This is a genomic window from Bacillus sp. Brlt_9 (assembly GCF_051948935.1).
Taxonomy (GTDB): Bacteria; Bacillota; Bacilli; order Bacillales; family Bacillaceae_G; genus Bacillus_A.
The window spans coordinates 19087-34460 of sequence record NZ_JAYJLO010000009.1 but is presented as its reverse complement, the minus strand read 5'-3'; the positions used below and the strand labels follow the sequence as shown (position 1 = coordinate 34460).

Sequence of the window (15374 nt, the reverse complement as noted above, 5' to 3'; positions counted from 1 at the left end):
CTATATTTGCACTTGAGTAATACTAAAAAAGACAACTATATAGTTGTCTCTTTCTAGTCTTAATGATGACCACCGTGATTTCCCTTGTTCGGATTCCCCATCATCTCTTTATTCATTTCCCATTTATGCTCTGCTAGCTCTTTATATGAAAGAACTTTCCCTTTATAGTTAGACACGAAGCTTTCCGCATCCTTTTTATTTTCAAATGAAATGACATTATAAGCCATCGGTGTCGTTATTGTTTTATCATATACGTAAGTCGCATATTCTAATGAAATCCACTCTTTCGAATCATAATCTCGAACAAATTTTTCTTTCGTCTTTTCACCCGGATTAATCTCCATCCATTTATACATACAACCGATATCATCAAACTTTAACGCTTTTCCATTTTCTAAAATAACTTCTGTTGCAAATTGATTATCCATTACCCCAATTTGGCAAATATCACACTTATCATGTTTCTCATCAATTGCCACAGCCTCTGCTCGTTTCTTACCACATCCTACTATTGTAAAGACAAGGAATAAGCATATAACAAGCATCGCATACTTTGTTCTCATTTGATTTCCTCCCTAACCGTATCTTCTACAAGGAGCATATCAAAAACTTGTGTGCGATTTGTGAAAAAACAATGTGGCTTTTGTAATATATGGAACAAAAAAGATGTGTAGTCATTTCTACACATCTCTCATCATTCACAACCTGTAATTAATAAATCATCTTCTAACGTAACTAATAACGTTTCTGTATTAATTTGCTGCCCAGCAACTACATTTACTAGTCTTATATTTCCACTGATACCGACCACAACTTTTTCAAGTTCACCGTTATTTTTTCGGATCATCATTAATTTTTCCCACTCATATACGTAAGAAGATTTATTAACAAAAATTTCTTCTACTGTTCCTTCATAAGAACTATAAATCTCTTCCATTCTCTTTTTCATATAAAATCTACTCCCTATGTCACACTTCAATATTTTCATCTTATTCTACCATTCTTATGGAGAGCAGCTTACTTTTTAAAAATTCAAATTAACTTTCGTGAACAAAATGACCAAAATAAAAATTATGCTTCTAATGATGTTATTTTTCAAATTATTTACCATTTGGATGGATGCTTTTATGATAAACAAAAAAACTTTTTTTCTGAATTTTTATTTTATTTTGAAAGCGTAATCATTTTTAAGGGGGAGATTACATGTTAGCACTACTTGGATTTGCGATGGTATTTGTCTTTATGTTTTTAATTATGACGAAACGTATGTCAGCACTAGTAGCATTAATATTAATTCCAATTACTTTCGCATTAATTGGAGGCTTTTATGCAGACATGGGGCCTATGATGTTAGAAGGAATTCAAAAACTAGCACCTACTGGTATTATGCTTATGTTTGCTATTTTATATTTTGGAATTATGATTGATAGCGGTTTATTCGATCCTGTCATTAGTAGGATTTTGAAATTTGTAAAAGGAGACCCTTTAAAAATTGTTGTTGGCACAGCAATTCTTACGATTATCGTTTCATTAGATGGAGATGGAACGACAACCTATATGATTACTGTTTCCGCAATGTACCCACTATATAAACGCCTTGGAATGAATCCACTTATATTAGCTGGGGTTGTTATGTTAGGAGCAGGCGTGACAAATCTTACACCGTGGGGTGGACCGACAGCTCGTGTTATGAGTGCACTTGGACTAGACGCATCAGAGCTCTTTACACCACTTATACCAGGAATGATTGCTGGTGCACTTTGGGTAGTTTTCGTTGCTTACTATCTTGGAAAAAAAGAGAGAAAGCGTTTAGGAATTATGGATGTACAATATTTAAAACAAATGCAAACAATGGATGAACAAGCTGCAACAGTAGAAGCTGCGGTTCATAAACGTCCTAAACTTCTATGGATTAACTTTTTATTAACCGCTACCTTACTTGTTTGTCTCATACTAGAAGTTATGCCGTTACCTGTTTTATTTACAATCGCTTTCGCTATTGCTGTTATGCTTAACTATCCGAACTTAGAACAACAGAAAGAGCGTATTGCTTCTCACGCAGGAAACGTATTAGCGGTTGTTTCTCTCGTATTTGCCGCTGGGATTTTCACTGGAATTTTATCAGGAACAAAAATGGTAGATGCAATGGCTAAAAGTGTAGTCACTCTTATACCAGACGCTCTTGGCCCACAACTACCAATTATTACAGCTCTTCTTAGTATGCCGTTCACATTTTTCATGTCCAATGATGCATTTTACTTCGGCGTATTACCTATTTTGACGAAAGCTGCTGCTGCTTACGGAATTAGTGCAGCTGAAATGGGACGCGCTTCATTACTTGGTCAACCTGTTCACTTATTAAGTCCTCTTGTCGCATCCACTTATTTATTAGTCGGAATGGCCAAAGTTGATTTTGGTGAACATCAACGCTTCACTTTATTGTGGGCAGTTGGAACGACAATGGTAATGTTGATTACTGGAATTGTAATTGGGATTATTCCAATATAAGATAAAAAACAGTAGCGGACACATATCCTCTACTGTTTTTTTATTATGAAGAAACAAGAAAATACCTTCTTTCTGGTCTCCCAACACTTCCATATATAAGCTCGGCATGAACTTTCTTTCCTGATATTAAATATTCTAAATAACGCCTCGCTGTCGATCTGCTTACTCCTACCATTGCACTTAACATTTCTGCTGTAATTCCTTCTTCATTCACTGTTAACATATGCTTTTTTATTTTTGCTAAAGTTAAGGGATCTATCCCTTTCGGAGCATACTCTATTTCATTTCCCTTTACGCCTCTTTGAGACCATAAATGTTCTATTTGTTCTGTAGATAATTGATTACTTTTCTTTAATTGCACAAACTTTTTTTTATAACTTTCCAAACTTGCCTTAAATCGATCAAACATAAGTGGCTTCACGATATAATCTGTTACTCCGCCTCGTAAAGCGTGCCTCACTATATCTGTTTCTGATGCAGCTGTAATCATAATAATATCTGTATCATGTAAATTACGCCTAATATACGTGACAAGTTCCGTTCCTTGCATATCAGGTAAGTACACGTCTAATAAAACGAGTTGTGGCTTCACAAGATCGAGCCATTCTTTCGCTTGTTCTCCAGTCGTTGCTGTTCCAATTACTTTAAATCCCTCAACCTTTTCAGCAAAACGCCGATGAATGTCCGCAATTCGAATATCATCTTCTACAATCAATACTTCAATATCCTCACCCATTACAATTCGCCTCTCTTTTTTGGTAATGCAATAATAAATAATGCACCACCTAAATCCCCTTTTTCTATTGCGATACTTCCATTTAAATCTTCCACTAACTCTTTCACTTTTGCTAATCCATAGCCTCGCTTCCCGCCCTCTTTCGTCGAGAAGCCTTTATAGAATATGCTAGTAATGACTTCATCATGAATTCCTTGTCCTGAATCTTCCACTTCAATTACTATTTCTTCTCCGATATCAGTTACAAACATCCTTATCTGCTTATCATTCTCTTCATTTCTTTCAATTGCTTCAAATGCATTCGTAATTAAATTCCCTAAAATAGAAACGACATAATTACTCTCAATGTGCGGGCTTAATTTATCTAAGCTACTTTCTCGATCTAGCATAAAATCAATCTTTAACTCTCGTGCTCTATTATAGAATCCAATTAAAATTCCACCTAACCATGGATTTTGAATTCGCTTCATAATAAATTGAACAAAATCTTGATATACCGCTGTTTCTTCATGAATAAGCTCTAAAGCATCTTCATATGATTCTAACTGGATAAGACCTGAAAGCGTATACAACAAATTGTTATATTCATGTGTTTGCGCTCGCAACGCCTCTGTATATTGCTTCGTCTGAGATAACTCTGCTGTTAACTGATCCATTTCAGATTTCAAACGTAAGCTCGATACAACGCCAGTTACTTTATTTTTCACTTTAATAGGTAGACGGTTCGCAATCACAGCTTGCCCTTTTATATTTAATTGACGATCAAACTGTTCTTCACCAGTTTGAAGTACATCTAGTATCGTTGAATTAGGAATTACATTTAAAATAAATTCTCCAATAATATTTCGTTGTTCATCTAGCGAAAGAATATCATAAGCTGCTTGATTGACTAAACTAATCATGCCATTTTGATCAATAACAATAATCCCTTCACGTACAGATTGAATCACTGTGCTATGTTCTTCATATAAAGATGAAATTTCTTCTGGTTCCATTCCAAACATCATTCTTTTTATACTTCCTGCTAAATATATAGAGCCAATGATCCCAATCAACAAACCTATTATTGTAATCCAAAACACACGCTTACCATACACTTCTACCGCTCCATGAATATCATCCATTGAAAAACCAACAGATACTACACCAATGATTGCATTTTCCTGATTACGAATTGGAACTTTTCCACGTAATGAAGGTCCTAATGATCCAGTTGCTTTCGAAACATAAGATTTCCCTTCCAACAGAACTCCTTTATTATCTCCACCAATCATTGCTTCTCCTATTTTATCTTTCTTAGGATGTGCATAACGAATCCCATCTTTATTCCCAACTACAATGAAATCCGCCTCTGTATCCATTCGAATTCTTTCTGCAATCGGTTGAATAATAGAAGCTGGATTTTCTTTTTGAAAAGCTTCCTTTATTTCAGGTATAGCAGCAACTGTTTTCGCAACATGCAAAGCCCGTTTCCCAATTTGCTCTTCTACCGTTTCAGATAATATGTAATAAAATAAATAACTCGTTAGCATAAGTACAACTAAAATAAGTGTACTAATAGTTAATGTAATTCTCGGTTGTAGTTTTAATTTTTTTAATTTCAAAACCATTCCCCTAACATGATTAAAGATAGAATTTAAAGAATATACAGTCTCTTTAATTATACTTAATCATAACATGGTTACTCTATATTTCTTTCCTTTTCTCTTCATAAAAAAAGAAACGAAGTAAAATTATTACCTCGTTTCTTAACATTCGTTATTACACTTTAAACTTCCCAATCATCTCTTGTAATTCTTCTGCCATTTGCGATAAATGAACTGCTGCTGCATTGATTTCATCTACTGAAGCTAATTGTTCTTCTGAAGAGCCGGCAATATTTTGAACACTTGCTGCATTTTCTTCAATCGTAGCTGCAATTTCATTAATAGATGCACTAACTTGTTTTGCATCTACTGTCATTTGTTTCGCTACTTCTACCATACTATCAATTTGTACAACTGTATCATCTGTAGACTTCAATATTTCAACAAAGCTTTGCTTCGTTTCATTTGCAACTACAAGTCCTGATTGTACTTCTGCCCCAACTTGCTTCATAGAGCTTACTGTTTCTTTTATGTCAAATTGTATCTCTTTTACTAGTTTTCCAATTTCCGTAGAAGACTGTCCTGATTGTTCTGCTAACTTTCGCACTTCATCTGCTACAATTGCAAATCCTCTTCCTTGCTCTCCAGCTCTTGCAGCCTCAATTGCAGCATTTAATGCTAATAAATTGGTCTGCTCTGCAATATGTTGAATCACCTCAAGGATTGCTCCAATTTGTTTCGATTTATCATCTAATAAAACAATCACTTTATCTGATTGTGAAACAGAATCATGGATTAATTGCATTTGATTCACAGTTCGTTCAACTAACTTCCCACCATCTTCAGCCTTTTTCTTCGTATACATAGATGCTGTGGATACTAATGAAGAACTATCTGCAACACGCTGAATTCCTTCTGTAACTTCTTCTAATAATGTTGCGCCTTCTTCGACTTCTTTCGTTTGTATTTCCGCCCCACTCGACACTTGCTCTATTGCTTGTGTAATTTGTTCTGTCGCTTCACTCGTCTGCTTCATACTAGCTGTTAATTCTTCTGAAGATGCCGCTACATGACCTGCTGAAGTATTTATATTGGAAATGACCTTCTGTAAAGATGTTGCCATCTCATTAAAGCTTTCTCCTAGCTGTCCAATTTCATCTTTAGAATGAACTGTAATGGATTCTGTTAAATCACCTTCACTAATCTTTTTCGATGATATAACAAGTTGTTTTAACGGATTAATAATAGAAGCAATTATGAAGTAAATTAAAATCCCGCCAATTATTAATGAAATACCAATAACAGTTATCGTTTTATAGAAAATAGGATTAGCTGCTTCAATAATTTCTTTTGAAGGCATAATTCCTGCTATTTTCCATCCAGTCTGTTTATTTGTTATAAAGGTAATATTGCGATCATCACCATCGAGTTTGAATTTAAATTCACCTGTTTCCTGTTTGTACAATTCCTTCTCCACTTTTTCTTCTATCTTGTCACCTGGCTTCATCGTCGGATGTGCTATTACATGTTTAGATTGGTCGAAGATTGCTACAAATCCTTTTTTTCCGATATTGACCATTTTTGAAGTATTTACAATATCATTAATAATTAAATCAATACCGAGAACACCACTTTTATCCTCATTTTGTTTTGCTATTGTAATAACAATATTCCCTGTTGTACTTGACTTATATGGAGCTGTAATAACCACTTCTCCGCTTTTTTTCGCTGCTTCTTTATACCAATCTCTTTCGGTAGGATTATACCCATCTGGCATTTGAATAGACGGTGATTGAATAAATTGTCCCGTACTAGATCCCGTATAAATTGCTTCTATTTCTGGATGTAATTTATTATATTCTTCTAATTTATTTTGTACATTTTGAAGCTGATCAGTTCCGTAACTTACCCCATTAAATAACTTTGTAAAATATACTGCGTCTACCTTTTTACTGTCTATCTCTTTGTTAATAACATTATTTAAAATCTTTACGTTATCTTCCGCTGATTGTAAAATTGTTTCATTAAAATTTGTCTTCGCTTGTTGATAAGACGTCCAACCAATTACAATACTTGGAAGAACTAAAATGATAACAAATGATACAAGTAACTTTGCTTTTAAACTACTTCTCCTTAATTTCCCTTGAAACATATCTCTACCCCTCCATACCGTTTCAAATGTAATTATCTTACATTTAATTTCTTTATATAAATTATACGATTAAAATGTATGAACTCTTTTCTACTAAAGAGTTCATACATACCTTTTTCATTCTATATAATTTATATAATTAAAACAATATATAAAAATGTATATTATTCGAAATATTATAATTCACAGAAGAACCTCTAGTATCTCACTTACTAGAGGTTCCTCCCACTTTGCTATTCTTTATCTTTTGCTACTTCTTTTTTCTCATCTTCTACTACAGATACAACTGGTTTATCGTTGGACAATTGTTGTACTGCTCCTTTTCCAGCAAATCCTTCTAATAACTCTTTTAAGTCTATGCCAGAAGAAGCTTTTAATGTTTCTTGCATCGTTGCCATTAAATCAGTCGCATAACCTGCAACTTTTCCGGCGCCGCTATTTTTACCACCGCCACCTGTATCGACAACTGTAATTTTATCAATATTGCTAAGTGGACTTGCAACTTCCTTCGCATAACTTGGAAGCATTTTAAGAACCATATCCATAATTGCCGCTTGGCCATATAATTCAAATGCCTCTGCAATTTTTTGTTTCGCTTCTGCTTCTGCTAAACCTTTTAATCTAATAACATCTGCTTCCGCTGTACCTTGTGCTTTTTGTACTTCTGCTTTTGCTTGACCTTGCGCTTTTTCGATTTCCGCCTTCGCTAAACCTTCTACACGTACTTCTTCTGCACGAGCTCTCGCTTCTGCTTCAATCTTATATTGATCCGCATCTGCCTTTTTAATTTGTTTTACTTTTTCTGCTTCCGCTGATTGCTCAACAGCATAGCGATCTGCATCTGCTTTTTTCTTTACTTCTGCATCGTATTGCTTCTCACGACGCGCAATCTCTTTTTCTTCTAATTCAATTTGTTTCTCACGCTCAATGATTTTAACGCGCATTTGCTCTTCTGTAACACCTTGTTGTGCTTTCGCTTGTTGTAATTCGTAAGAAAGATCCGCGTCTGCTCGAGCTTGTTCTTGCTCTCTCTTATAAGATTGTACTTTTAACTCTTTATGTTTTTCAGCTTCAGCGATTTGGGCATCACGTTGATATTCAGCTTCTTTCGCTTCTTTCTCAGCACGAGCTTTCTCAATACGAGCTTCTTTTTCACGCTCTGCATTCGCAATAGTTGCATCACGCTTAACTGTCGCAATTTGCGGCTGACCAAGTGCATCTAAGTAACCGTTCTTATCCATAATTTCTTTAATTGTAAATGAAACGATGCGAAGACCCATCTTCTTTAAATCTGTAGAAGCTACTTCATGCACCTTTTGAGCAAATTGCTCTCTATTACTATACGCATCTTCTACTGTCATAGAAGATAAAATCGCACGTAAATGACCTTCTAAAACTTCTTTTGCTTCTATCTTTAACTCTTCTGTTTCTTTTCCTAAATATTGTTCAGCTGCTGTAGATACTTCTTCAATGGTAGAACCTACTTTAATAATAGAAACACCGTTTACTGTAATCGGAACACCTTGCTTCGTATACGTATCACGTGTACCAACTTCTAATTTGTAGTTTAATAGACTTAAAGGCTCGGCTCTTTGCATAATTGGAACTACGAAAGTACCGCCACCGCGAATAATCTTAATCTTCTTTCCATCATCAGTGGTAACTACATTTTTCCCGCCACCAAGCCAGTTCCCTGTAACAATTAATGCTTCATCTGGGCCAACTGTTCGATACTTCGTAATGAATACTAAAATGAGTAGAATTAAAATTGCGAGTAAAACTCCACCAATAATTAATGGAATTGTCATGTGAATTCCCCCTTATAATTTTGGTTTTTTTAAAGAATAAGCGATGTTTTGTACAAGCAAAACACCATCTTGGACTCCCTCGATAATAACTTCAGTTCCTTGTGAAATATCTTTTCTCCCAATTGTTTTAGCTGGAATTGCATTACTTCCAAATTGAGAGGAGATTAATACTTCTCCAAATCCTTCTGTAGGAATTGTCGTAATGACCTCTCCCTTGCAACCAATGAATTCATCCATACGTTGCACAGTATTTTGTTCTGCTTCTGCAATCGGCTTTAAAATTAGTATTTTCATTATGAATACACCAATAAAGGATATAGCACATGCAGCCCCGAAAATAAGAATGCTATTAAAGGAAAATAAATATTCTCCTATATAACTAAGTCCACATAACATGGCGAAGAAACTAAGTAATAAAGTAACAACGGATACCGAGCCGCCTCCAAAACTAAATATGGATTCAAATATATCTCCAAAAAAGATATAAATCACAGTGAGTATAGTAGCAATAATAAATCCATATAAATAAATTGTCTCAAGTGGATAACCAAACAAAACCATTTCTTATCCCCCTCTCTTAAACAATCCCTTTTTTGTTATGTGTATGCCCCACCTCTTCCAAAGATTATTGTTCTTAATTTTCAGTTATTTATCCTTTAAAGAAAAGCCTGTAAGACAGGCCCCCTAAAAAAGAACAGGAGAAACCTATTGTGACAGGCTCCTCCTAGTAAATAACCGATATATTATATATCTATATAATATACTATTTTCCACAAAAAGTAAAGTTAAACATACATTGGAAAAGCACTTATTTTACTGATAATTCGTACGTCCCATCGCTATTATCATATTTATATACATACAAATAATACTTACCTGGTTTTGCATTAAATTTTGCCTCTATATGATTTCCATGAGCTTGACCGTAAGCAGCATAATTTTGCATATCTGATTCATGGTGAAGCACCCATGTCATCCCGATTCCATACTCATTTAAAACGGAAATATCGATATCTTTCGCTGATGCTACATTAAATGTATAAACATCAGTGTGATCTCCGCCGATAAGGCTACCTTTTATAGTAGTGTTTAGCCCAATACGATTTGCTTCCTCTGGACGATTATTTGGTTCTGATTCTGTTAAACTTCCATCTTTAATCGTAACAGTTGTTTCACTTCTGCTCTCTTTACCTTGGTCATCTTTTACTCTTAACGCTACCTTATAAGTTCCTTCTCTTTCATATGCATGGACTGGATTAACCTCTGCACTTGTGCTCCCATCTCCAAATTCCCATAAATAAGAAGCTATTTTTCCATCTTCATCGTTTGAGCCATCACTTTTAAATTGAATTCCTTCTTTTACAAGTCCATTATAAGGGCCATTTATAGTAGCTGTTGGAGCTTTATTTTCTCCTTCATCTTTTGCGATACCATGGAAAACTACATCATATTCAAATTGATTTGAGCCATTCACACGGTAATTGACGAAGTATGCTGTAACAGTTTTGTAGCCACTCCATTCTTTTTGTGCCAGTTGTTCTAAAGCTTCATTTACTTTCTTACTCATTGCTTTCCAATCTTCTGACTCACCTTTTGTTACACTACCTGTAAATGTACCTTCTAGTGTAAATGTATTAAAGAATTGGGAGCTATGTTTTGTCATTTTTGCATCTTTCATCGGTAACGTATCACTAATTTCCTTCTCTACTGCTGTTAACGATTTTGGTGCATGTTCAGCTAAATAACCATCTGCTACTTCTGGTACATTATACGTATCTTGATTATCAATTAGCTGCTGCATATACTCTTGATACTCTTTATTTAGTTTAGAGTCTTTACTTAACTTCTCACGATAGGCATCATAATTTTTTACATCATTCGCTCGAATTAAATCTTGAATTGTATCAAACGTTTCAAATTGATGTGTATATAAGTAAGATTGCAATGCGAACGAGTAATTATAGAAATCCCAAGAACCATATTTCGCAAATAATGTGCGCTCTGCGGTATAACGGCTTGCAGGATCAGATGATAATCCACTAATGATGCTCTTTCTCGGTACTACATTATTTGTACGAGTAGACCCTGCGAAAAATTCTGCATTTCCTTCTTGGAACCAAGTTAATCTTTCATTTTGATACATATCTCCCCTTCCAAATAAACCTGGCACTTCATATCTCCCTTGAAGATAATGAGTAAACTCATGACGGAATAACTCTTCTAAACTATAAATGCTTTGTTCTGATGTACGCTCATATGTAAAAAATGTTCCTGTTTCTTCAATATAAATTCCACCGTTGTTTGTTTCATATCCATACAATTGTCTATTTAACTGGTACTCCTCTGGACTGTTATAAATCACTATCGTTAATACATCATCTGCATTGCCTGGCTCTAACGCTTTGTCATTCCCAATTACACGATGATACTGTGCTTTCACTTCCTTTGCAGCCCAGTATAGTCTCTTAATTTTTTCTTCTGATACTTTATCTCCTGTTTTAAATACGATAGATCCATCATCGAATGTGTACATTTTTGGTAAGTACTGTTCTTTTCCTTCTTTACGTATTTGCTCTAAATCTACTACATTGCCGCTATAATCTTTCCCGTTATAATTTGTTGTAATTTGTTCTACTGCAACAAAATACGGCTCACTTAAACGCGGGTACATATGCATTGCTTGTGTAACAATCTCTAATCCTTTATTTGGATTACTATGAAACTTTCCTAAACGACTAGCGAAATAAATTCCATTATTAACGAGCCACTTATTTTCTGGTGTTACTTCATTTAGAAGAGCGATACGATTTATTTCATTAATAAACCCATCTACTTTCCCATACCATATTGTATCTTTTGCCTCTTTACGAGTTTCAAATAAATAAGATTGCATATCATAATCAATACCTTGCATCATATCGTATACAGCCTGTCCTTTCATACGATCGTCTACATACGTACGAAGATTATCATTATATTGTTTTAAAATATTAGCTGCGTATTGAACCGTTTCTACATCACTTGAAGCATTGCTGATTAATTTACCGTATGCAGATACGACTGAATCTTGCTCATATGTACCGAGCTTAAAGTTTGGATTTGTTGCGATTGCTTTTAAAGCAGGTAAGCATTTATCCTGGAAGCTTCTCTCATTTAAATCGCTTAATTCATTATTGTAAAATGCAAGATAAAAAGCTGAACGTAACACTTCCGTAAACGTTTGAATTCCTTTTGAATCATCTTTCGTAAATGTACTACCTCGATGAGCTAATTCATCTATAACCACTTGTATTTTTCCATTGTCTTTATAAAAAGCCTTTGCATCTTCATTGAACTGGAATAAGTCTGTAATTTGATTCCACTTAATACTTCCTAACGTTTCAACTAATTCTTGATCATTCATTTTATTTAAATCAGCCATTGAATAGCTTTCTTTAACTTGCTTAACTTCTGAGCTCTTCATAATAGATGCTGGTCGCTGTGAAAAGTCTCCTACTTTTAACCGTTCTTTAAACGATAATGTCTCCTCTGCTTTAGAAACGTACCCAATCTCATCTACTGGCTTTTCAATTCCAACCGGTTTCGAATGCAATACATTATATGGCACCTTTTCTTCTGCTGATACATGAGTTTGAATTGCCCCCAGTGATAGAGCCATTGTACTAATGCTAAGCATAACTTTATTAATCTTTGATTTCTTGTTCATATCCTTGCCCCCTATTCAAATATTCCATTCACGAATTTAACATAAAATCTGGATACAACAATATAAAATGCAATATTTCATATTATTTCTTCTTACATTTTGTACATATCGTGAACAATTTCCCCACTATCTAACTTCCAATAGTTATGAATCTATAGCGATTAAACTGGCCTTTTACACATGTTAAAAATCGAATTTTTTGACAATTAACCCTTCAATTGTTATGATTAATATAATTGTTAACTTTATTAAACAAGGGTGGGATTCTATGATAAAAAAAGAAAACAGTGTATTCTATATCTCCATCTTGCTAACAACATTATTCATCATATGGGGAATTACCCCGGCAAGTTGGATACAAGGCTATGATTTACAAAGCGTTACATCTTCTTTAAACTCATTTATCCTCAATAAATTTGGATGGTTTTACTCTCTACTTATGACTGCAATGATTATTTTAGCCACGTATTTAGCATTTTCTAAATACGGTTCTATTCGTCTTGGTAAAGATGGAGAAAAACCAAAGTATAGTTATCCATCTTGGCTATCCATGTTGTTTGGGGCAGGAATGGGAATTGGACTCCTCTTTTATGGAATCGCTGAACCGATTTCACATTTTACAGATCCATTAACAGGAAAAGCAGGTACAGAGGAAAGTGCCAAACTCGCTATGCAATATTCATTTTTCCACTGGGGCCTCTTTCCATGGGCACTATACGCAATGGTTGCTTTAACAATTGCATATTTCACATTCCGCAAACAAAAAGGTAGCACAATTGGGGCTACAGTTACTCCATTATTTAATCGATCGAAAAATTCTCCTATCGGAAAAACAGTCGATATTTTAGCTGTTTTAGCCACAGTATTCGGTATTGTACCATCTGTTGGGATTGGTGCTCAACAAATCGCCGGAGGATTAAGCTATTTATTCCCTTCTATTCATAACACTTTATTTACACAGCTCATACTTATCGCCATCTTCGCTGTTTTATATTTAACAAGTGCACAAACTGGCTTAGATCGTGGGATTAAATATTTGAGTAACTTAAATTTCTCGCTTGCAGGTATTTTACTCGTCTCTTTCTTAATTTTAGGACCAACTGTATTTATTATGAAATATTTCACATCTACACTCGGTTCTTATATCGGCGCTTTACCTAGTATGGGGTTAAATTTAGGAGCATTTAATGAAAAATCTTCTGCTTGGATTGAAAACTGGACTATTTTCTATTGGGGATGGTGGATCTCTTGGTCTCCATTCGTCGGTACATTCATCGCTCGTATTTCTAAAGGACGCACAATAAAAGAATTTATTTTTGGAGTTGTATTAGTCCCAACTCTTATCTGTACATTTTGGTTTGCAGTATTTGGCGGTACCGCTATCCATATGGAAATGTTCCAATCGCTTGGAATAGCTGATGAAATTGCCAAAAATGGTACAGAGATTGGATTATTTGCTGTTATTTCACACCTACCATTCTCTACATTTTTAACAATTATCGGATTAATTTTAGTAGCGACATTTTTTGTTACTTCTGCCGACTCGGCAACATTTGTTGTTTCCATGCAAACGAGTAACGGAAGCTTATCACCGAAAAATAGTTTAAAACTTATATGGGGATTAACAATCGCGATAATCGCAGCTATTTTATTACAAGCTGGAGGATTAAATGCGCTACAAATTGCAGCGATAATCGCAGCACTACCATTTTCTATCGTAGTCGTTCTTATGGTCATTTCGCTCTTTAAGGAGCTTCGAAAAGAAGATGTTAATTTGCAAACAAAAGAAGTATCTCAAAAAATAAAAAAGGTTATGTAACGATTGGCACCTCAAATTACTTCTAAATCCGTGATAAATGAGGAAAAGAGTAGATTAATAAAATCCATGCATATGAAATATCATTTTCATATGCATGGATTTTTTACTCTATTATATAGTGCTGTAAACACGCCTTCTCCTCAAAACCTACTTTCTTGTACAACTTCATCGCACGATCATTATTCGTATTCAAACATAGTTCTATCTCTTTCATCTCTTGGAAGGAGAAAATATACTGAATTGCCCCTTGTAATAACTGCTCTCCGACACCTTTTCTTCTACTATTTTCAGCGGTTGCAATAAATTCAATATTCGCTTCGTGAAACTCCGGATTTACTTCAACATATACATAACCCTCTAACTTACCATTCTTCATACTTACAAATAATTTATTCGTATCACTTAAACGTTCGATAATTTCATTTCCTTCATAGTATGTATTAGGAAAAACATGATTGTGTAAAGCGATAAACTGCTCAAACACTTGTGGTAAAGCCTCTTCTACATTACATATAATACGTTGCTCCACAATATTATTTAAAATGAAAATACTATGTCGATCTTGTTCTTTTGCATATAATTTCTTCATTAAACGGGCACAATTATTATTTTCCACATGATAAAAACCATAAAATTTTTCAATATGAAAAGGCACCTTTTCTATAAGTTCCTTCCACATAAGTAAAGCAACCTCTTCCCAATTCTCTGCTTTAATAAACGGTCCCCATATTTCCGCACATTTCTTTACTTCATCCACATCAAACCCCAATACACCAATTATTTTATTGCCCTCATAAGTAACAACAAAAGATTTTTCCCATCCTATATCAGAAAAATCATGAAGAATTGTATGTAACAACTCCTCTTTCTCATCTCCACAATAACCAACATGATGAGTAGCATCTTTATTCATACTTGCTATAAATGATGCAATCTCTTCAATCTTTAAAGTAGAACTAATATACATACCCTCCCCCTCCTTCTTTAATATTATTATACTTTTTCCATTCATATCCTTCCAACATAAAAAAGACGTTATCATAAGCACATTTCAAAATG

General features: G+C 34.5%; 11 protein-coding genes and 1 pseudogene. 2 read left to right on the top strand and 10 right to left on the bottom strand.

Annotated features, from left to right (window positions below; genetic code table 11):
- Positions 1-59: 59 nt before the first annotated feature.
- Positions 60-563: a nitrous oxide reductase accessory protein NosL gene (locus VF726_RS25505; protein WP_440172940.1), complete on the bottom strand. Its 504-nt coding sequence runs from the start codon at positions 561-563 to the stop codon at positions 60-62.
- Positions 564-694: 131 nt separating this feature from the next.
- The gene (locus tag VF726_RS25500) at positions 695-949 is read right to left on the bottom strand and encodes a hypothetical protein (protein WP_440172939.1); all 255 of its coding nucleotides are present in this window, start codon (positions 947-949) and stop codon (positions 695-697) included.
- A 254-nt stretch (positions 950-1203) separates the two neighbouring features.
- Between VF726_RS25500 and VF726_RS25495 the strand changes: the two genes are divergently transcribed.
- Positions 1204-2508, top strand: coding sequence for a CitMHS family transporter (locus VF726_RS25495; protein WP_440172938.1), 1305 nt, complete (start codon positions 1204-1206; stop codon positions 2506-2508).
- A gap of 43 nt (positions 2509-2551) precedes the next feature.
- Here VF726_RS25495 and VF726_RS25490 read toward each other — a convergent pair whose 3' ends face one another.
- The 7 genes and pseudogenes from VF726_RS25490 to colA form a co-directional block, all read right to left on the bottom strand.
- Positions 2552-3244, bottom strand: a complete 693-nt coding sequence (locus VF726_RS25490; protein ID WP_440172937.1) for a response regulator — start codon at positions 3242-3244, stop codon at positions 2552-2554.
- Complete coding sequence (locus VF726_RS25485) at positions 3244-4854, bottom strand: ATP-binding protein (protein ID WP_440172936.1); 1611 nt, start codon at positions 4852-4854, stop codon at positions 3244-3246. The genes VF726_RS25490 and VF726_RS25485 overlap by 1 nt, the downstream gene beginning before the upstream one ends.
- 151 nt (positions 4855-5005) lie before the next feature.
- Complete coding sequence (locus VF726_RS25480) at positions 5006-5866, bottom strand: methyl-accepting chemotaxis protein (protein WP_440173091.1); 861 nt, start codon at positions 5864-5866, stop codon at positions 5006-5008.
- A gap of 81 nt (positions 5867-5947) precedes the next feature.
- Positions 5948-6982, bottom strand: a pseudogene (locus tag VF726_RS25475) (HAMP domain-containing protein); the annotation flags it as partial.
- Between the two features lie 233 nt (positions 6983-7215).
- Positions 7216-8790: a flotillin family protein gene (locus VF726_RS25470; RefSeq protein WP_440172935.1), complete on the bottom strand. Its 1575-nt coding sequence runs from the start codon at positions 8788-8790 to the stop codon at positions 7216-7218.
- 12 nt (positions 8791-8802) lie between these two features.
- Entirely contained in the window at positions 8803-9351 is a 549-nt protein-coding gene (locus VF726_RS25465; protein WP_088316175.1) for an NfeD family protein, read from the bottom strand.
- Between the two features lie 247 nt (positions 9352-9598).
- Positions 9599-12496, bottom strand: a complete 2898-nt coding sequence (colA, locus tag VF726_RS25460) for a collagenase ColA (protein ID WP_440172934.1) — start codon at positions 12494-12496, stop codon at positions 9599-9601.
- Positions 12497-12764: 268 nt separating this feature from the next.
- Between colA and opuD the strand changes: the two genes are divergently transcribed.
- Positions 12765-14315, top strand: coding sequence for a glycine betaine transporter OpuD (gene opuD, locus VF726_RS25455; RefSeq protein ID WP_440172933.1), 1551 nt, complete (start codon positions 12765-12767; stop codon positions 14313-14315).
- A gap of 103 nt (positions 14316-14418) precedes the next feature.
- Here opuD and VF726_RS25450 read toward each other — a convergent pair whose 3' ends face one another.
- Positions 14419-15282: a GNAT family N-acetyltransferase gene (locus VF726_RS25450; protein ID WP_440172932.1), complete on the bottom strand. Its 864-nt coding sequence runs from the start codon at positions 15280-15282 to the stop codon at positions 14419-14421.
- Between the last annotated feature and the right edge of the window lie 92 nt (positions 15283-15374).